Below are 16,881 nucleotides of genomic sequence, written 5' to 3'. Positions count from 1 at the left end.
GCCGTTGTTGTACGCCGTGTTGGCCGTTCTGGGACGGTGTGTTGGGGTCAGCCGTTGAGGAAGGCCATGCCCTGGTCGGGGTAGCGGTTGCCGGCGATCTCGGCGAGTGGGACGGCGGCCTCGACCGCGGCGATCTCCTTGGCGGTGAGGGTGATCGTGGCCGCGGCGATGTTCTCCTCCAGGTACTTCAGCCGCTTGGTGCCGGGGATCGGCACCACGTCCTGGCCGCGGGACTGCACCCAGGCCAGCGCGAGCTGACCGGTGGTCACGCCGCGCTCGGCCGCGATGGCCTCCAGCGCGCGCACGATGCCGAGGTTGCGGGCCAGGTTCTCCTCGCTGAACCGGGGCTGTCCGACCACCCGGAAGTCGTTCGCGTCGAAGTCCTTGGTGCTGGCGTACTTGCCGGTCAGGAAGCCGCGGCCGAGCGGGGAGTACGGCACCAGCCCGATGCCCAGCTCGCGCGCGGTTGGCAGGATCTCCGCCTCCAGGTCGCGGGTCCACAGCGACCACTCGGTCTGCAGCGCGGTGATCGGGTGCACCGCGTGCGCCCGGCGCAGGGTGGGCGCGCTGGCCTCGGACAGGCCCAGGTAGCGCACCTTGCCCTCGGCGACCAGCTCGGCCATCGCGCCAACGGTCTCCTCGATCGGGACGTTCTGGTCGACCCGGTGCAGGTAGTACAGGTCGATGTGGTCGACGCCGAGCCTGCGCAGCGAGCCCTCGGCGGCCTCCCGCACGTAGGCGGCGTCGGCGCGGACCCCGCGCACGTGCGGGTCGGCCGAGCGCACGATGCCGAACTTGGTGGCCAGGGTGACCCGGTCCCGCCGGTCCTTGATGGCCCGGCCGACCAGCTCCTCGTTGCGGTGCGGGCCGTAGGCGTCCGCGGTGTCCAGCAGGGTCACGCCGAGGTCGAGCGCGCGGTGGATCACCTGGATCGAGGCCGCGTCGTCGGTCTCGCCGTAGAACTCGCTCATCCCCATGCAGCCCAGGCCCTGGGCCCCGACCTGCAACGCACCGATCTTTCGGGTGGGCAGGGTGGTCATGCGCTCGCCTCCTCGTGGATCAGATCGGCCGCGGTCATCTGCTGCTCGATCTGGTCGTAGTGCTCGATCTTGTAGTCCAGGATCTCCAGGCAGGCCTGCAGCTCGGCGATGCGCTCGCGCACCGAGGCGCGCTGATCGGTCAGGATCGCCTTGCGGCGGCCGTAACTGGCCGCGCCGCGGTGCCGGAGCTGGGCATATTCCCGCATCATCCGGATGGGCATGCCGGTCAGCCGGAGTTTGGTGAGGAACCCCAGCCAGCCCAGGTCGTCATCGGAGTAGGACCGCCGCCCGCCGGAGTCCCTGGCCGGCGGGTCCAACAGGCCGATGCGCTCGTAGTACCGCAGGGTGTCCACGGACAATCCGCTGCGCTCGGCCGCCTGGGCGATGGAGTAGCTCACGTCGTCGACGGTAGGAGCTGGAGTGCACTCCAGGTCAACCCGGAACCACGAACGGGTTTTCGCTCAGTCCTCGTCCTTGGGACTGGCCCACTCCTCGAACCGGTCGGCCACTTCAGATACTTCGATCAGACCGCGGCCCAGATCGCGGACGACGTCGAGCGCCTCGTCCTCGTCGGCGTCGATCCACCAGCCGTTGATGTCACACAGGGTCACCGCGGCAACCCAGCCCAGTCGCCAGTTCCCTTCGAGCAGCGGACGGGTGCGCACGATCGAATCGAGCAGAGCGGCAGCCTTCAACCAGAGCGTCGCGTACGCCTCGACGCCGAGTACGGCGGCACGAGGTCGGTGCGCGGCGGAGTCCAGCAGTCCGACGTCGCGCACCACAAGGTCACCCCCAGTGACCGCGGTGGCCAGCACGAGCAGGTCGCTGGCATCCAGATAAGTGATCACTAGCCAGGGAATACCAGAAAATCAGGTCGAGCCGAGCCTTTCGAGCAATCCCCGATAGCGGGGAAGAACACGTTCCAGCGCATCGGAGAGCTGTTGCTCCTTGTGCAACCGCGACCATCGGTCGGCCAGCGCCAGGCGCACGATCTCCTGTTTGGAGCGGCCCTCGACGGTGGCTAGCTCGTCGAGTTGCCGATTCTCCTCTTCGGTCAACCGCAGCGTCATGGCCATGCGGGGGATGGTACCGATCTGGTATCACCGTATCCAGAGGTCAGATACGTCCATTCGGGTTACGTAACAGTGTTGCAGTACGATCGAGGGGTGCCTCGACCGAAGACGCACGACGAAGCGCTGCGCGGGAAGCTGCTCGACCGGGCAGGAGAACTGCTGGCCGCCAAGGGCCCCGGCGCACTGGGTCTGCGCGGGCTCGCCCAGGACGTGGGCACCTCCACCACCGCGGTCTACTCGCTCTTCGGCGGCAAGCCGGGGCTGCTGCGCGAGCTGTACCTGGAGGCGTTCCGGCGCTTCGGGCAGTGGCAGGCCGCGGTGCCGGTGACCGAGGACCCCGCGCACGACCTGACCGAACTCGGGCTGGCCTACCGCTCCGCCGCACTGGCCGACCCGAACCTGTACCCGGTGCTGTTCAGCTCATTGGAACTGGACTTCGAGCCGGACGAGGAGACCATCGCGGCCGCGATGAACACGCTGGCGCCACTGCTCGCGGTGGTGCGCCGGGGCATCGAGGCAGGCGTGTTCGCGGCGGAGTCGCCGGAGGAGCTGGCCAACTCGGCCTGGGGACTCACCCACGGGCTGGTCAGCCTGGAACTGGCCGGGCGGCTGGTGCCGGGGCCGGCGGCCGAGCAGAACTACCGGCGGGCGATGGCCGCGCACACCCGCGGCTGGCTCGCGCCCCTGTCGGACTGACAGAGGGCGCGAGGCCCGGGACACCCCGCCGCCAACGGTTCCCCGGGCCTCGCTGAACTGTCCGTCTAGGACAGTCCTCTGTGGATCGCCGAGAACAGCTCACCGTTGTCGGTGTCACCGTCCAGCGACCAGACCATGGCGCCACCCAGCTTCTGCTGCCGGATGTAGCGCGTCTTCGCCCCGATGGAGACCGGGTCGTCGAAGTTCCAGAACGTGTTGCCGTCGTACAGCCAGCCGGTGGCCGCCTTCGGGTCCCGGTGCAGGGTGAAGCCGGGCAGCTGCTTGATCTTGTTGTAGTTCAGGTAGCCGCACTCGTGCGTGCTGGGCGCGCAGCCGGTGGCCGGCTGGAACAGGCCGTTGCCGCCACCGGTCACGCCGGTCCAGCCACGCCCGTAGAAGGGCACGCCGAGCACCAGCGAACGCCGGGGGGCGCCGCGGTCCAGGTAGTCCTTGATCACCTGGTCCAGGTCCAGTTTCCCGGGGGTGGGGTCGTTGTCCGGGGCGTGGATGGCGGACTGGTGGTTGGTCACCGAGTCCCAGGCGCCGTGGATGTCGTAGCCCTGGATGGTGGCGAAGTCCAGCAGCCGGAACACCTTGGGCACCTCGATGCCCGCGTCCAGCGTGGCAGCCCCGGCAGGCAGGAAGGCGGTCAGCTCGTAGTGCTTGCCGGTGCGCCAGGACAGTTCGGCGAACTGCTTGCGGAACTCGACCAGTGCCAGGGTGAAGTTCTGCTTGTCCTCCGGCCGGACCACGTTGCCGGGCGCACCGGCCGCGCCGGGCCACTCCCAGTCCAGGTCGATGCCGTCGAAGAGCCCAGCGGCCGCGCCCTGGCCGCCCTGGGCCAGTCCGTCCAGCTTGGGCAGGTCGCCCTTGAGGTAGAGGTCGACGCAGCTCTTCACGAACGCCTTGCGGGAGGCGTCGGTGAGCACCGCGTTGGAGAAGTACTTGGACCAGGTCCAGCCGCCGAGGCTGATGTTGACCTTGAGGTTGGGGTACTTCTTCTTCAGCTTGCGGATCTGGTTGAAGTTGCCGGCCAGTGCCTGCTCCGGCTTGTCCGCCACCCCGTCCACCGATTCGGCCGCGGTGTGCAGCCGCTGGTAGTCGGCCTTGGCGTCACCGAGTCCGGCGGTGCTGCTGGCGAAGCACTTGCCCTCCTCGCTGACGTTGCCGAAGGCGTAGTTGAGGTGGCTGAGCTTGCCAGCGGTGCCGGAGCTGACCAGCTTGTTGACGGTGTAGCCGAACTGGTTGGCGCTCCACTGCGTGTAGTAGCCGACCCTGCGCTGGGACTGCCCCCAGTGCTCGGCCGCGGCCTCATCGGCCACGGCTGCCGGTCCCAGTGACGCCAGGAGACCGGCCAAGGTGGTGACAACGACCGCGGCGATCCGGCCGCGGCGCTGAGTGGTCATCATCTGCGAGCACTTCTCCTTGATTCCGGAGGGTGGTCGCGGCCCGGGGGCAGGGAGTCCCGGGCCGCGACCGTGGTTTTCCTATCCGAGCGCGGTGGCCAGGGCCTTGATCAGCTCACCGTCCGCGGTGTCGCCGTCGAGGGACCAGATCATCGCGCCGCCCAGGCCCTTGCTCTTGGCCCAGTTGACCTTCCTGGTGATCTCGGTGGGATCGTCGAAGGTCCAGAAGGTGCTGCCGTTGAACAGCCAGGCATGTCCCGCGGTGGTGTCGCGGTGCACCGTGTAGCCGGAAGCGATCAGGTTCTTGACCTTCTTGTAGTCCTCGATGCCGGGCTCGAAACTGCCCGGCGCGGGGCCGGTGGCGGTCTGGAAGAGACCGTTGTTGGCATTGGTCACCCCGGTCCAGCCCCGGCTGTAGAAGGGCACGCCGAGCACGACCCACTTGGCCGGTGCGCCGCGGCTGGTCCAGGCGTCCACCGCGATCTCGTCGGAGTAGGCGATCGGACCCGGGTCGCCCGCCGGGAGCTTGACCGAGGACTGCTGGTTGGACCGGTTCTCCCAGCCACCGTGGAAGTCATAGCCCTGGACGTTGCCGAAGGTCAGGTTCTTCACGACCTCGCCGACCTCGAACCCGGAGTCGACCTTGCGCGGGTCGGCGGGCAGGAACGCGGTCAGGTCGTACTTCTTGCCGGTGCTCGCGCCGAGCGCGTCCAGCTGGGCCCGGTACTCCGCGGCCAGCAGGCTGAAGTTGCGCTTGTCCTCCGGCCGCACGATGTTGCCGGTGTTGCCCTCGGAACCGGGCCACTCCCAGTCGATGTCGATGCCGTCGAAGATGCCTGCGCCGGAGCCAGGTCCGCCCTGCGGGTCGCCGCCGATGACCGGCAGGTTGCCCTTGATCCACATGTCGATGCAGGAGCTGACGTGGGCCTTGCGCGAGGCGTCGGTGAGCGCGGCGTTGGAGAAGTACTTGGACCAGGTCCAGCCGCCAAGGCTGATCAGCACCCGCAGGTTCGGGTACTTGGCCTTGAGCTTCTTGAGCTGGTTCAGGTTGCCCGCGACCGGCTGGTTGTAGACGTCGGCCACGCCGTCGATGGCCTGCTCGGCTGGCAGCCTGCGCTGGTAGTCCGCCCAGGAGTCGCCCTGGCCTGCCTGGTTGACCTGGAAGCACTTGCCCTCGGCGTTGACGTTGCCGAAGGCGTAGTTGAGGTGGGTCAGCCGGGCCGCGGTGCCGGAGGTGTCCAGGTTCTTCACGTGGTAGGCGCGGTCGTAGACGCTCCACTGGGTGTAGTAGCCGACCTTGCGGTTGCCCGCCGGGCCCGGGTCGCCACCGCCGGTGGAGGTCTTGCCGCTGACCGAGGGGCTGGCCGCGGAGGTGTTGCCCGCGGCGTCCTTGGCCCGCACGGTGAAGCTGTAGGAGGTGTCCGCGGCCAGGCCGGTCACGGTGACCGAGGCGCCGGTGGCGGTCGTGACCACGCCGCCGGCGCCGAGGACCTCGTAGCCGGTGACGCCGACGTTGTCGGTGCTGGCGGGCCAGCTCAGCGAGATGGTGGAGCTGCTGACGCTGGTGACCGTCGGCTGACCGGGCGCGGTGGGCGCCTGGGTGTCGGGTTCGCTGCTGCCGCCGTCACAGGAGGCGCCGTTGACCTTGCAGCCGGACGGGTCGGCGTAGGCGCCGGTGAACTGGACCCCGAAGCCGAAGCTCGCGGACTGCCCGGCGGCCAGATTCCCGTTCCAGGACTGGCTTTTCGCGGTCACGTGCTGGCCGCTGACGGTGTGCGTGGCCTCCCACAGCGAACCGAGCCGCTGACCGGAGGGCAGGTCGAACTCCACGGTCCAGCCGGTGATCGAGGCCGGGCCGTTGTTGGTCACGGTGAACCTGCCCTCGTAGCCGGTTTCCCAGCCGGAGGTCTTGGTGAACTTCGCGGTCACCCCGGTCGCCGCGTGGGCGGGCAGGGCGGCCAGGCCCACCAGGGTGAGCAGCAGGGCGGTCAGCATCGCGGTGGCACGCCATCGGCGGATGGGCATGTCTCTCCTCGCGTCAGGAGCGAAAGGCGCAGCAGGGGGTGGTGAGACTGGAGGTGCGGTGAGACCGGCCGGGCTCCGGGGGACTAACGGCACCCCGGAGCCGGCCGGAAGCCGGTCACCTCGGTCAGCCGAGCACAGGGAGTCTTGACGCGGGTACGGCGATCTGCGGCAGCCATCGCGACCTCATCTCTTCAGGGCTCCCTGGGTTGGCGGACCCATGGCGTGGATGGAGCACGTGCGAGGCGGCGGCGAAACTCAGGTGGTGCTTGCGCGGTGTTGCCGCGCTTGCAATCACCATGTGGTTCAGACCACAGATCGTCAAGGTCTAGACCAATCAGTCACTCGTTCGGCCTAGCAAAACGTGAAAGTCGTTCAACCCCAACCGTTTGGGCCAACCGGGCATGTGCGCACTGGTCCAAACGGACCCACGAACGGGCTAACTCAAAGGGCCTCCCCGCGACTGTCGCGAGGAGGCCCTTCGGCGGGTTGACCGGCTGGGAGCTGCGGTTACACCGCCCCGTAAAGGCGGTCCCCGGCATCGCCGAGGCCGGGCACGATGAACCCGGAGTCATTGAGCCGTTCGTCCACGCTGGCGGTGACCACGCGCACCGGAAGGTCCGCGGAGGCCAGTTTCTCGACCCCTTCCGGCGCGGCCAGCACGCAGACCGCGGTGATGTCGGTGGCGCCCCGGTCCACCAGCAGCCGGATCGTGTAGATCATCGAGCCACCGGTGGCCAGCATCGGGTCCAGCACCAGCACCGGGCGCCCGGCCAGGTCCGCGGGCAGCGACTCCAGGTACGGGGTCGGCTGCAGCGTCCGCTCGTCGCGGGCCAGCCCGACGAAGCCCATCTGGGCGTCCGGGATCAGGTTGTGCGCCTGGTCGGCCATGCCCAGCCCGGCCCGCAGCACCGGCACCAGCAGCGGCGGGTTGGCCAGCCGGAACCCGTCGGTGCGGGCCACCGGGGTGTGGATGCGCTCCACCGCGACCGGCGCCTCCCGCATCGCCTCGTAGATCAGCATCTGGGTGAGTTCCTGGAGCGCGGCCCGGAACGCGGCGCTGTCGGTCCTCGCGTCCCGCATGGTGGTCAGACGGGCGCGGGCCAGCGGGTGTTCGACGACGAGAACGTCCATGGTCCAAGACGGTAGCGCGGTAGGCCATTTGGGTCTTGAACTGCCGGTTGTGGATGGATGACCGGGTGAGCGGGGTCACGACCCTAGACTCTGGCGCATGGCTGCACCGTCATCGGCGACGGCTGCCGGACCGGGCGTACCCGCCCCCTCCGGTGGACCGGCGCTCCCCCCTGAACTGGCCGACGCGACCAGGGACGACACCGCACTGCGCCGGTTCCTGCACGGCCTGCCCGGCGTCGACGCGGTCGGGCTCGAACAGCGCGCCGCGACCCTGGCCACCCGGAGCATCAAGAAGGCCTCCAAGCTCTGGGCCATCGACACCGCCATCAGCATGGTCGACCTGACCACGCTGGAGGGCGCGGACACCCAGGGCAAGGTGCGCACCCTGTGCGCGAAGGCCCGCAGGCCCGATCCGGAGTACCCGGAGGTGCCCAGGGTCGGCGCGATCTGCGTGTATCCCGACCTGGTGGCCACCGCGGTCGAGGCACTCGGTGACAGCGGGGTCGGCATCGCCAGCGTGGCCACCGCCTTCCCGTCCGGCCGGTCCAACCGCGCGGTGAAGCTGGCCGACACCGAACTGGCGGTGCAGGCGGGCGCGACCGAGATCGACATGGTGATCGACCGGGGCGCGTTCCTCTCCGGGCGCTACGGCCAGGTCTTCGACGAGATCAAGGCGGTCAAGGCGGCCTGCGGGTCGGCGCACCTCAAGGTCATCCTGGAGACCGGCGAGCTGGCCACCTACGACAACATCCGGCGCGCGTCCTGGCTGGCGCTGCTGGCCGGTGGCGACTTCATCAAGACCTCCACCGGCAAGGTCTCCCCCGCGGCCACCCTGCCCACCACGCACCTGATGCTGCAGGCGGTGCGGGACTGGAAGGACCAGACCGGCGAGCTGCGCGGGGTCAAGCCCGCAGGCGGGATCCGCACCACCAAGGACGCCATCCGGTACCTGGTCGCGGTGCACGAGGTCGCGGGCCCGGAATGGCTGACCAACACGCTGTTCCGGTTCGGCGCCTCCAGCCTGCTCAACGATCTGCTGATGCAGCGGCGGACCCAGCTTGAGGGCCACTACAGCGGCCCCGACTACGTGACGGTGGACTGACGATGAGCAATCCCGTGTGGGAGTACGCCCCGGCCCCTGAGTCCAGGGCGATCGCCAACCTCAAGGCGAACTACCAGATGTTCGTCGACGGCAACTTCGTCGACGGCGAGGGCGAGCCGCTCAAGACGGTGAACCCGGGCACCGAGGAGGTGCTCGCCGAGGTGAGCACCGCCGCGCCGTCCGATGTGGACAAGGCGGTCAAGGCCGCCCGGCGTGCCTACGACAAGGTGTGGGGCCGGATGCCCGGCGCCGAGCGGGCCAAGTACCTGTTCCGGATCGCGCGGATCATGCAGGAGCGCGGCCGCGAGCTGGCGGTGCTGGAGACCCTGGACAACGGCAAGCCGATCAAGGAGTCGCGGGACGTCGACATCCCGACCGCGGCCGCGCACTTCTTCCACCACGCGGGCTGGGCGGACAAGCTCGGCTACGCCGGGTACGGGCCGGACCCCAAGCCGCTTGGCGTTGCCGGTCAGGTCATCCCGTGGAACTTCCCGCTGCTGATGCTGGCCTGGAAGATCGCGCCCGCACTGGCCTGCGGCAACACCGTGGTGCTCAAGCCAGCCGAGACCACCCCGCTGAGCGCGCTGGTCTTCGCCGAGATCTGCCAGCAGGCCGGACTGCCGGCCGGGGTGGTCAACATCCTGCCCGGCGCCGGTGACGTCGGCAGTGAGCTGGTCAACCACGGCGGCATCGACAAGGTGGCCTTCACCGGCTCCACCGACGTCGGCAAGCTGATCCAGCGGTCGCTGGCCGGCACCGGGAAGAAGCTGACCCTGGAGCTGGGCGGCAAGGCGGCCAACGTGGTCTTCGACGACGCGCCGCTGGACCAGGCGGTCGAGGGCATCGTCAACGGCATCTTCTTCAACCAGGGCCACGTCTGCTGCGCGGGCTCCCGGCTGCTGGTGCAGGAGTCCATCGCCGAGGAGCTGATGGCCAAGCTGCGGGCCAGGGTGTCCACGCTGCGCCTTGGCGACCCGATGGACAAGAACACCGACATCGGCGCGATCAACTCCAAGCCGCAGCTGGACCGGATCCGCGAGCTGGTCGCCTCCGGTGACGCCGACGGCGCGGAGCGCTGGACCAGCCCGTGCCCGGTGCCGGACAAGGGTTTCTACTTCGCGCCCACCGTGTTCTCCGGTGTGCAGCAGGCCATGCGGATCGCCCGCGAGGAGATCTTCGGGCCGGTGCTGTCGGTGCTGACCTTCCGCACTCCGGCCGAGGCGGTGGCCAAGGCCAACAACACCCCGTACGGGCTCTCCGCCGGGATCTGGACCGAGAAGGGCTCGCGCATCCTGTGGATGGCCGAGCAGCTGCGGGCCGGTGTGGTGTGGGCCAACACGTTCAATCGGTTCGACCCGACCGCGCCCTTCGGCGGGTTCGGCGAGTCGGGCTTCGGCCGCGAGGGCGGCCGGGCGGGTCTGGAGGCGTACCTCGATGTCTGAGCGGATCAGCGTGGCCAAGACCTACAAGCTGTACGTGGGCGGGAAGTTCCCCCGCTCCGAGTCCGGACGGGTGTACCCGGTGAACGACGCACGCGGGAAGTTCCTCGCCAACGCGTCCCTGGCCTCGCGCAAGGACGCGCGGGACGCCGTGGGCGCGGCCAGGTCGGCCTTCGCCAAGTGGTCCGGCGCCACCGCCTACAACCGCGGCCAGGTGCTCTACCGGGTGGCCGAGATGCTGGAGGGCCGCCGCGAGCAGTTCATCGCCGAGGTGGCCACCGCCGAGGGCATCGCCGCCAAGAAGGCGGAGACCCTGGTGGACGCCGCGGTGGACCGCTGGGTCTGGTACGCGGGCTGGACGGACAAGCTGGCCACCGTGCTCGGTTCGGCCAACCCGGTCGCGGGCCCGTACTTCTCCTTCACCACCCCAGAGCCCACCGGCGTGGTCGCGGTCTTCGCCCCGCAGGCATCCTCGCTGCTGGGCCTGGTCAGCGTGGTCGCCCCGGTGATCGCGGCGGGCAACACCTGCGTGGTGGTCACCAGCGAGGACCGCCCGCTGCCCGCGATCACCCTGTCCGAGGTGCTGGCCACCTCCGACCTGCCCGGCGGCGTGGTCAACCTGCTCACCGGCAAGGCCGCGGAACTGTCCCCGTGGCTGGCCGAGCACGCCGATGTGAACGCGATCGACCCCACCGGCGTGCCGCTGGAGGCCAGGGCCGACCTGGAACGTTCGGCGGCAGGCACGGTCAAGCGCGTGCTGCGCGCCCCGGCCAAGGAACCGGACTGGACCGCCACCCCGGACATCAGCAGGCTGCGCGGTTTCCTGGAGCACAAGACGGTCTGGCACCCGACCGGCGTCTGAGCCCGACGGTGGGGGCGGTTCCGGCCGCCCCCACCCCGCTCAGTGCGGCACGTACGGCCGGTACTCACTCGCCTGCACGTGCACCGCCCGGCGGGCCCGCCCCTGCTGGTGCAGCCAACTGGCGCCGCCCAGGCACAGCAGGAGCAGCACGATCCCGATCACCATCAGGATCACCACCAGCTCCGCCGGGGCCAGCAACAGCACGGTGTCCCGCACCTCCGCGCTCAACCCGTTCCGCACCACCGGCTCGCCGAAGCTGCTCAGCCCGGCGAGCGCCAGCACCAGCACGGCGCCCAGCACGCCCCAGCGCCGGAGCCTCGGGTTCGGGCCCGGCTCGACCTGGCGCGCCGAGAGCACCGCCATCCCCAGCGCGTAGACCACAACACTCAGCGGCAGCACCGCGTTGAAGACCAGGTGGACCAGCCCGCCGGTGGTGAGCCACAGCCAACCGTCGCTGATCTGCCGCTGGCCCCGTGTCCCCACGATGAGCATCAGCACCCCTGCCACGCCCATCAGCACCCAGGTCCAGCCCAGCGCGCGACCGATCCCGAGGTGGCGCAGACCTCCCGCCTCGCTCACCTCGGCACGTCCAGCCAGTACTGGCTCGGCTGCACGTTCGCCGCCCGCGCCGCCTGGACCCGGCGGTGCGCCCGCGCCCCGGCCCAGCCCATCAGCCCCAAGGCCAGCAGACCCGCGATCAGCAGCCCGATCGGCACCAGCACCGGCACGTCCACCAGCACGCTCCGGCGCACCTCCCGGCCCATCTGCTCGTAGAAGAACATCTGGACGAAGACCGTGGCGCCCACGAAGAGGACGAACCCCACCGCCACCAGCACACCCCGCTTGCGCAGCGCCCTGGACCGTTCCGGCCCGGTGCGCCCGGCCGAGACGGCGAACAGGACCAGCACGATCGACACCCCGCCCAGCGTGCTCAGCACCGTGCCTCCCGCGTCGAGCAGCTCATCGCCGGTCAGCACGGTCCGCCCCTGCCCCGTGTGCAGCAGGCCCTGGAAGGCAGCGGCGATCAGCAGCACGCCGACCACCGACCCCAGCACGTACCAGCCTAAGAACGTGCGGTCCTTTGCAACGTTGTACATCCGCCCCCCAGTGCTCCCCGATGTGAGCACCCATCGTACCGGGAAACCACCGCTCACCAGGGAAGAACTCCGGATTCAGCGGATCCGCCAGTCCAGCCTGCCGTCCGGGGTCACGGTCGGGTGGCTGTGCCGCACCGGCGTGCCCGTCTCCAGGGCCTCGGCCACCTCGGCCGCCATCTCGCCCAGGCTGGGCCACTCCGGCTTGTGCACCTCGGAGCGTTCCTGGTCCCACTCCAGCACGCAGCCGTGCAGCGGGCCGGGGCGCAGGTCGACGACCAGGGCGTCGCCGCAGCCGTCGAAGGCGATGGGCACCCAGGCCGGGTGGAAGCTGCGGGCCGCGGTGCCCGCCTCCGGTTCGGCGTCCGGTTCGGCCCAGGTCGCGCGGTACCGCAGCCGCCGCCATTCCCTGGCGTCGAAGGCGCTGCGGGTGCTGTGCGGGGTGTAGAAGGGCGGCAGGATCTCGGCGAACTCGGTGCGCTCGGTGCCGTCGCACAGCGTCCACCACCGGCACAGGTCGGCCGGGAAACCCAGGCCCAGGCGGCGTTGCAGCTCCTCGACCTCGGCGGGCGCCGCACCCGGCCGGAGGAGTTCGTAGGTGGTGGGCGCGCTCGCGGCCAGCCAGGTCCTCAGCCGGCCCCAGCCCTCGGCAACGTCCATAAGCACATGATCGCAGCTCACGGGCTTGATCGGTGCCGCCAACCCGTGATCATCGTTGGGCCGGTCGGAGCAAGTACCCGATCAGGTTCGGTGGAGCCGGCCCCCGACGCCGGCCCCACCGAAGCATCATCGCGGCAGGTCAGCCGCTCAGCGCCGCCTCACGCATACCGCGCTGGACGACCGTGGTCGCCGCGCCCGCGAAGGCTGTCCACTGTGGAGCGTGCTCGGCCAGCAGCCGTCTGCCGCCGCCGCTGATCTCGTAGAACTTGCGGCCCGGCCCGCCGTCGCCGGCCCGCCAGGCGCTGTTGAGCAGCCCGGCCTCCTCCAGCCGGTTGAGCAACGGGTACAGCGTGCCGCCCTTGACCTCGCCAAGGCCGGACTCGGCCAGCTGCTGGGAGATCAGGTACCCGTAGCTCTCCCCGCTCTCGGCGAGCAGGGCGAGCACGGCCAGGTCGAGCACGCCGCGCAGCCACTGCGCCTGACGCACCTCGACCGGACTCACGACTAGAAGGTATCGCCATCTAGCTGGCTGTGCAACCTAGTCGGTCGCGTGAATCCGGCCATCCACGCCCCCAAGCGGCCTGACGTGCGGCAAGCTGGGCTATCCGGCCGGAACCGCGGAGCGCGCACCCGCGTCGAACCGGTCACACAGGGGCTCATGGGGAGAGGCAGACGGGGAGCGATGGCCGAGAAGGGTTTCAAGGTCGACCCGGCCGCGTTGACGAGTTACGCCAACGCGGCCAAGGGCATGTCCGGCGAAATCGGCAAGGTCGGCAGCGGCACGCTGGCCGGGGCCAACGCGGTGCCGGGCAACGCCTTCGGCAAGATCGGCGCGGAGGTCTCCGGCGCGCTGACCCCGGCCGCGCAGTCGATCATGGACGCCATCGCGGCCGCGGCCAAGGCACTGGGCGAGCTGGGCACCGCGGTCAGCGGCACGGTCACCGACTACCACCAGCAGGACGCCGAGCACGCCGCCAGCGTGAAGCGCGCCGGACAGCGCTGAGCACAGGGGGATCCAGGACATGTCCGACGTCGAAGCAGTGCTCAACGGACTCACCGAACCGTTGCGCAACAACCTGAAGGACATCGAGGGCGACCACGGCGCCGCCCAGCGCGCGGCCACCGCCTTCGGACAGGCCAACACCGCGCTGGCCGATCTCAAGGGCAGGCACAACGGCGCGTTCAAGGGCGCGATGAACGGCTGGTACGGCGACCGGGCCAACGTCTTCCAGGGCCGGGTCGCCACCCTGGAGGGCTCGCTGGACAAGCTGGCCGCCAACTGCAAGACCGCCCAGGACGCGGTCAACGGCGCCTACAACGCGGTCACCTCGGCCAAGGGCAACATCGAGCGGCTGGTCAACGAGCTGCGTGGCGCGGTCACCCCGCAGGTGCAGGCGGCGCTGGCAGGTAAGGCAGGCGGCAACAAGGCCAGCGTGCCCGAGGCGATCAAGCAGTGCTGGTGCACCGCGGCCAACTTCCACCTCAAGGGCACCCAGGAGATCACCAAGGCCAAGCAGGCACTGAGCGAGGCCGCGGGCAAACTGCGCGGCCTGCCAGGGGTGGACGTGGGTTCACTCGGCGGCATGGGCGGCGCGCTCGGCGGCGGCGTGGACGGCACCGGCACCGCGGGGTCCAACGGCCGCAACGGTTCCGGCGGCAATGGCAGCGGCTCCAACGGGGGCGGCGGCGGCGGTTCGGGCAGTGGTGGCGGCGGAGGGGGCGGCGGTGGCGGCGGCGCGCCCGCGTCCAACCTGCCGGTGGCCATCCCGCCGCAGCCGGGTTCGGGTGTGGACGTGAACCTGCCCGGCGGCAAGACCGTGCAGGCGCCCAACGAGATCGCCGCGGCCGCGGTGCGCAAGGCGCTGACCGCGCTGGGCACGCCGTACGTCTGGGCGGCCTCCAATCCGCCGCAGGGCACCGACTGCTCCGGGCTGACCAAGTGGTCCTACGCGGCAGCCGGGTTCGAGCTGCCCAGGCACTCCGCGGCCCAGGCGATGGGCGCGCAGGTGCCGCCCGGCCAGCTGCTGCCCGGCGACCTGGTGGTGTGGAAGGGTCACGTGGCGATGTTCATCGGCGACGGGCAGATCATCGAGGCCGGTGACCCGGTGCAGATCGGCAAGCTGCGCACCACCAACAGCGGCATGCCGTTCATGGGCTTCTTCCGGCCCACCGGCTGAGCGGGGGTAGGTCGATGCACGAGGACTACGTCGAGGCGGACAACGCGCGGGCGGCGGCGAGGATCGCCGAGACCGATCAGCGGGTAACCGAACGGCTGGCCCGGTCCGGGCCGGTGCTCGGCCGGGCCCGTTCCGGCGACGGCGCGGTGAGCGTGACCGTGGTGCCCGGCGGGGAGATCCAGGAGGTCCTGATCGACCCGAGGGCCCTGCAGCTGGGTTCCGCGCAGCTGGCCGCCGAGGTGCTCAAGCAGGCCCAGCGGGCCACCAGGGACGCGGCCGGGCGGCTGCACCGGACCCTGCACGGCGTGCTGGACACGCGCGCGGCCGAGGGGCTGACCGCGCTGGGCATGGCGCCGCAGCCGGTGCCCGACGACGATGACGAGGACGGCGGGTCTTTCCTGCGGAGGGCGCGATGAGCGAGCCGGATGAGGTGCGCGAGGCCGAGGACCGGCTGCTGGCCAGTCAGCGGCTCGAGGCCGACATGGCCAGGGTGGTCGGCCAGGCACGCAGCCAGGACGGCCTGGTCGCGGCCACCGTCAACGCCAGCGGCGAACTGTTGCAGCTGTGGCTGGACCCGGCCGCGGTGAACCTGGGCGCGGACCGGCTCGGCCAGGCGATCACCGAGACCGCCCGGCAGGCCGCCGAGTTCGCCGTGCAGCGCTCCTACAACGTGCTCGCCCGCGCGCTGGGCGATGAGTTCACCGCGGTGGTGGAGGCCGTCGGCGGCACCGTGCCGGCCCGCGCGGCCGGCTGGGACAGCGCCGCGGTGACCGGTCCGGCCGCCACGCCCGGCAGGCCCGCGCTCGCCGCTGAGGAGGACGAGGACGTGTTCTCCTTCGATCTGTCGAGCCTTCGTTCGGACCGGTGATCCGCAGCGCGCGGTGAACCCGTAGGCTGCGGCCGAATCCGTCGGCGACCCGGAGGCAGGGAATGGCCCAGGACATCGTCCCGATCGAACTCGGTCTTCCGCAGGGTGACCTGGTCACACTGTGGGCGCCGAAATGGCGTGAGGACGGCGAGGAGTGGGAGGCCTTCCTCGGCCACGGCGAGGACCTCTACGGCTTCGCCGACGCCGCCCACCTGGCCGCCTACCTGCGCAAGGCGCAGGAGCACGACCTCACCGACCACCCGGCCTGGGCGCAGGTGCCCGGCCTGCACGCCGGTGAGCTGATCCCGGACGACGAGCACCGCTTCGACCTGGTCGGCGTGCCCGAGCTGGTCGCCGAGGAGCCGGACACCTGGACCATCGGCGAACTGGCCGAGACCGTGGCCATCGTGCGCTCGCTGGCCGATGTCTGCGAGCTGGAGGCCGTGCACGAGGTGCTGGACTCCGCGGACGGGTTCGCCCTGCTCAACCAGGGCACCTACCCGTTCCAGGGGCGCGACGGCGAGGCCAGGTGGAACGCACTGGCCAAGGTCGTGATCGACGAGTGGGACAAGGTCCTGGACGCGATCGACGCCGTGGTCACCCAGCCCGAGGTGGACGAGGCCGCGCTGACCGTGGCCCAGGCCGAGCTGGACGAGCTGGAGACCGAGGCCGACGAGGAAGCCGCCGAGGGCGAGCAGGCCGAGGCCGAGGAGGAGGCGCCGACCGGCTTCTGGGCCGAGGTCGGCATCGACCCGATCAAGATCATCACCTCGGTTGGCGAGCACTACACGCTGCGCTGCTACCTCGATGACAAGCCGGTCTTCCTCGGTTCCGAGGGCCAGATCGACGTCTTCGGCACGCCGCGCGCGCTGGCCCGCTTCCTGGCCACCGGCGAGGGCGATTCGGCCGAGGACCACGCCAACGACCTGTCCGCCGTGGTCACCTGGGAGGACGTGGTGGCCGCGGCCACCAACGGCGACCTGGAGATCGAGGTCGAGCAGGACAACACCTACGTGCTGACCGGGTTGTCCGACGACCTGGCCGGTGGGGTCGAACAGGTGGACCCGTACCAGCTGGAGCTGGCCGTCGAGCTGATCACCGACTCGGCCCAGTGGGCCGAGGACGAGTCGGCGGAGAAGGCGCTGGCCAAGTCGGAGAGCCTTGGCTGGCTGGTGTCCTTCGTGATCCGGCCGGACCCGAACCGGCTGGCGCCGAGCGCGCCGTTCACCGCCGAGGTGGAGTCCTGGGAGAAGCTGGTCGCCGGCTTCGAGGAACGCCTGCGCGCGCACTGAGCGCTGTAACTCCTTT

The 16,881-nt window shown here is 70.4% G+C and carries 20 protein-coding genes; 9 read left to right on the top strand and 11 right to left on the bottom strand.

The genetic code is table 11. The features are described from left to right. Window positions 1–47: 47 nt before the first annotated feature. From HNR67_RS09235 to HNR67_RS09220, 4 genes are all read right to left on the bottom strand, one after another. On the bottom strand, window positions 48–1,040 hold the full coding sequence (locus HNR67_RS09235; protein WP_185001647.1) for an aldo/keto reductase: 993 nt from the start codon (window positions 1,038–1,040) through the stop codon (window positions 48–50). After that, entirely contained in the window at window positions 1,037–1,438 is a 402-nt protein-coding gene (locus HNR67_RS09230) for a MerR family transcriptional regulator (protein ID WP_185001646.1), read from the bottom strand. Before HNR67_RS09230 ends, HNR67_RS09235 begins: the two co-directional genes overlap by 4 nt. Window positions 1,439–1,501: 63 nt before the next feature. Continuing rightward, window positions 1,502–1,888, bottom strand: coding sequence for a type II toxin-antitoxin system death-on-curing family toxin (locus tag HNR67_RS09225; RefSeq protein WP_185001645.1), 387 nt, complete (start codon window positions 1,886–1,888; stop codon window positions 1,502–1,504). 21 nt (window positions 1,889–1,909) lie between these two features. Continuing rightward, window positions 1,910–2,116 (bottom strand): ribbon-helix-helix protein, CopG family, encoded by a 207-nt coding sequence (locus HNR67_RS09220; protein WP_185001644.1) that lies wholly within the window; start codon window positions 2,114–2,116, stop codon window positions 1,910–1,912. 90 nt (window positions 2,117–2,206) lie between these two features. Here HNR67_RS09220 and HNR67_RS09215 point away from each other — a divergent pair, with 90 nt between their 5' ends. Next, entirely contained in the window at window positions 2,207–2,809 is a 603-nt protein-coding gene (locus tag HNR67_RS09215) for a TetR/AcrR family transcriptional regulator (protein ID WP_185001643.1), read from the top strand. 65 nt (window positions 2,810–2,874) lie between these two features. Here the strand turns inward: HNR67_RS09215 and HNR67_RS09210 are convergent, their stop codons facing one another. From HNR67_RS09210 to upp, 3 genes are all read right to left on the bottom strand, one after another. Beyond that, entirely contained in the window at window positions 2,875–4,218 is a 1,344-nt protein-coding gene (locus tag HNR67_RS09210; RefSeq protein ID WP_246492482.1) for a glycoside hydrolase family 18 protein, read from the bottom strand. Window positions 4,219–4,296: 78 nt separating this feature from the next. Further along, window positions 4,297–6,240, bottom strand: coding sequence for a glycosyl hydrolase family 18 protein (locus tag HNR67_RS09205; protein WP_221489820.1), 1,944 nt, complete (start codon window positions 6,238–6,240; stop codon window positions 4,297–4,299). 507 nt (window positions 6,241–6,747) lie between these two features. After that, window positions 6,748–7,371 (bottom strand): uracil phosphoribosyltransferase, encoded by a 624-nt coding sequence (upp, locus tag HNR67_RS09200; RefSeq protein ID WP_185001642.1) that lies wholly within the window; start codon window positions 7,369–7,371, stop codon window positions 6,748–6,750. A 97-nt stretch (window positions 7,372–7,468) separates the two neighbouring features. Between upp and deoC the strand changes: the two genes are divergently transcribed. Genes deoC through HNR67_RS09185 form a run of 3 tightly spaced genes read left to right on the top strand, consistent with a single transcriptional unit; the run spans window position 7,469 to window position 10,774 of the window. Then, the gene (gene deoC / locus HNR67_RS09195) at window positions 7,469–8,473 is read left to right on the top strand and encodes a deoxyribose-phosphate aldolase (RefSeq protein WP_185001641.1); all 1,005 of its coding nucleotides are present in this window, start codon (window positions 7,469–7,471) and stop codon (window positions 8,471–8,473) included. A 2-nt stretch (window positions 8,474–8,475) separates the two neighbouring features. Beyond that, the gene (locus HNR67_RS09190; RefSeq protein ID WP_185001640.1) at window positions 8,476–9,915 is read left to right on the top strand and encodes an aldehyde dehydrogenase family protein; all 1,440 of its coding nucleotides are present in this window, start codon (window positions 8,476–8,478) and stop codon (window positions 9,913–9,915) included. Beyond that, entirely contained in the window at window positions 9,908–10,774 is an 867-nt protein-coding gene (locus HNR67_RS09185; RefSeq protein WP_185001639.1) for an aldehyde dehydrogenase family protein, read from the top strand. Before HNR67_RS09190 ends, HNR67_RS09185 begins: the two co-directional genes overlap by 8 nt. A 39-nt stretch (window positions 10,775–10,813) precedes the next feature. Here the strand turns inward: HNR67_RS09185 and HNR67_RS09180 are convergent, their stop codons facing one another. The 4 genes from HNR67_RS09180 to HNR67_RS09165 form a co-directional block, all read right to left on the bottom strand. Continuing rightward, the gene (locus HNR67_RS09180; protein ID WP_185001638.1) at window positions 10,814–11,353 is read right to left on the bottom strand and encodes a hypothetical protein; all 540 of its coding nucleotides are present in this window, start codon (window positions 11,351–11,353) and stop codon (window positions 10,814–10,816) included. Next, entirely contained in the window at window positions 11,350–11,871 is a 522-nt protein-coding gene (locus HNR67_RS09175) for a hypothetical protein (protein ID WP_185001637.1), read from the bottom strand. The genes HNR67_RS09180 and HNR67_RS09175 overlap by 4 nt, the downstream gene beginning before the upstream one ends. Before the next feature lie 75 nt (window positions 11,872–11,946). Beyond that, window positions 11,947–12,528, bottom strand: a complete 582-nt coding sequence (locus tag HNR67_RS09170; protein ID WP_185001636.1) for an SMI1/KNR4 family protein — start codon at window positions 12,526–12,528, stop codon at window positions 11,947–11,949. A gap of 139 nt (window positions 12,529–12,667) precedes the next feature. Then, a complete protein-coding gene (locus HNR67_RS09165) occupies window positions 12,668–13,030 on the bottom strand; it encodes a PadR family transcriptional regulator (RefSeq protein ID WP_312986843.1) in 363 nt (120 codons plus the stop codon). A 180-nt stretch (window positions 13,031–13,210) separates the two neighbouring features. Here HNR67_RS09165 and HNR67_RS09160 point away from each other — a divergent pair, with 180 nt between their 5' ends. The 5 genes from HNR67_RS09160 (at window position 13,211) to HNR67_RS09140 (ending at window position 16,865) form a co-directional block, all read left to right on the top strand. Next, a complete protein-coding gene (locus HNR67_RS09160) occupies window positions 13,211–13,531 on the top strand; it encodes a type VII secretion target (RefSeq protein ID WP_185001635.1) in 321 nt (106 codons plus the stop codon). A gap of 19 nt (window positions 13,532–13,550) precedes the next feature. After that, window positions 13,551–14,705: a C40 family peptidase gene (locus HNR67_RS09155; RefSeq protein ID WP_185001634.1), complete on the top strand. Its 1,155-nt coding sequence runs from the start codon at window positions 13,551–13,553 to the stop codon at window positions 14,703–14,705. 14 nt (window positions 14,706–14,719) lie between these two features. Then, complete coding sequence (locus tag HNR67_RS09150; RefSeq protein WP_185001633.1) at window positions 14,720–15,121, top strand: YbaB/EbfC family nucleoid-associated protein; 402 nt, start codon at window positions 14,720–14,722, stop codon at window positions 15,119–15,121. Further along, a complete protein-coding gene (locus HNR67_RS09145; RefSeq protein WP_185001632.1) occupies window positions 15,118–15,573 on the top strand; it encodes a YbaB/EbfC family nucleoid-associated protein in 456 nt (151 codons plus the stop codon). Before HNR67_RS09150 ends, HNR67_RS09145 begins: the two co-directional genes overlap by 4 nt. Window positions 15,574–15,635: 62 nt before the next feature. Beyond that, window positions 15,636–16,865 carry a primosomal protein gene (locus tag HNR67_RS09140; protein WP_185001631.1) on the top strand — a complete coding sequence of 410 codons (1,230 nt, stop codon included), beginning with the start codon at window positions 15,636–15,638 and terminating at the stop codon, window positions 16,863–16,865. Window positions 16,866–16,881: the final 16 nt, after the last annotated feature.

It is taken from the genome of Crossiella cryophila (assembly GCF_014204915.1).
Classification (GTDB): Bacteria; Actinomycetota; Actinomycetes; order Mycobacteriales; family Pseudonocardiaceae; genus Crossiella; species Crossiella cryophila.
The sequence above is the reverse complement of the archived record's forward strand: the minus strand, read 5'-3'. Positions and strand labels throughout refer to the sequence as shown.

Coding starts and splice junctions, on each gene's coding strand:
- HNR67_RS09210 (WP_246492482.1), bottom strand. CDS start 4,218: ATGATGACCACTCAGCGCCGCGGCCGGATCGCCGCGGTCGTTGTCACC.
- HNR67_RS09145 (WP_185001632.1), top strand. CDS start 15,118: ATGAGCGAGCCGGATGAGGTGCGCGAGGCCGAGGACCGGCTGCTGGCC.
- deoC (WP_185001641.1), top strand. CDS start 7,469: ATGGCTGCACCGTCATCGGCGACGGCTGCCGGACCGGGCGTACCCGCC.
- upp (WP_185001642.1), bottom strand. CDS start 7,371: ATGGACGTTCTCGTCGTCGAACACCCGCTGGCCCGCGCCCGTCTGACC.
- HNR67_RS09140 (WP_185001631.1), top strand. CDS start 15,636: ATGGCCCAGGACATCGTCCCGATCGAACTCGGTCTTCCGCAGGGTGAC.
- HNR67_RS09205 (WP_221489820.1), bottom strand. CDS start 6,240: ATGCCCATCCGCCGATGGCGTGCCACCGCGATGCTGACCGCCCTGCTG.
- HNR67_RS09220 (WP_185001644.1), bottom strand. CDS start 2,116: ATGGCCATGACGCTGCGGTTGACCGAAGAGGAGAATCGGCAACTCGAC.
- HNR67_RS09170 (WP_185001636.1), bottom strand. CDS start 12,528: ATGGACGTTGCCGAGGGCTGGGGCCGGCTGAGGACCTGGCTGGCCGCG.
- HNR67_RS09150 (WP_185001633.1), top strand. CDS start 14,720: ATGCACGAGGACTACGTCGAGGCGGACAACGCGCGGGCGGCGGCGAGG.
- HNR67_RS09175 (WP_185001637.1), bottom strand. CDS start 11,871: ATGTACAACGTTGCAAAGGACCGCACGTTCTTAGGCTGGTACGTGCTG.
- HNR67_RS09235 (WP_185001647.1), bottom strand. CDS start 1,040: ATGACCACCCTGCCCACCCGAAAGATCGGTGCGTTGCAGGTCGGGGCC.
- HNR67_RS09160 (WP_185001635.1), top strand. CDS start 13,211: ATGGCCGAGAAGGGTTTCAAGGTCGACCCGGCCGCGTTGACGAGTTAC.
- HNR67_RS09155 (WP_185001634.1), top strand. CDS start 13,551: ATGTCCGACGTCGAAGCAGTGCTCAACGGACTCACCGAACCGTTGCGC.
- HNR67_RS09185 (WP_185001639.1), top strand. CDS start 9,908: ATGTCTGAGCGGATCAGCGTGGCCAAGACCTACAAGCTGTACGTGGGC.
- HNR67_RS09190 (WP_185001640.1), top strand. CDS start 8,476: ATGAGCAATCCCGTGTGGGAGTACGCCCCGGCCCCTGAGTCCAGGGCG.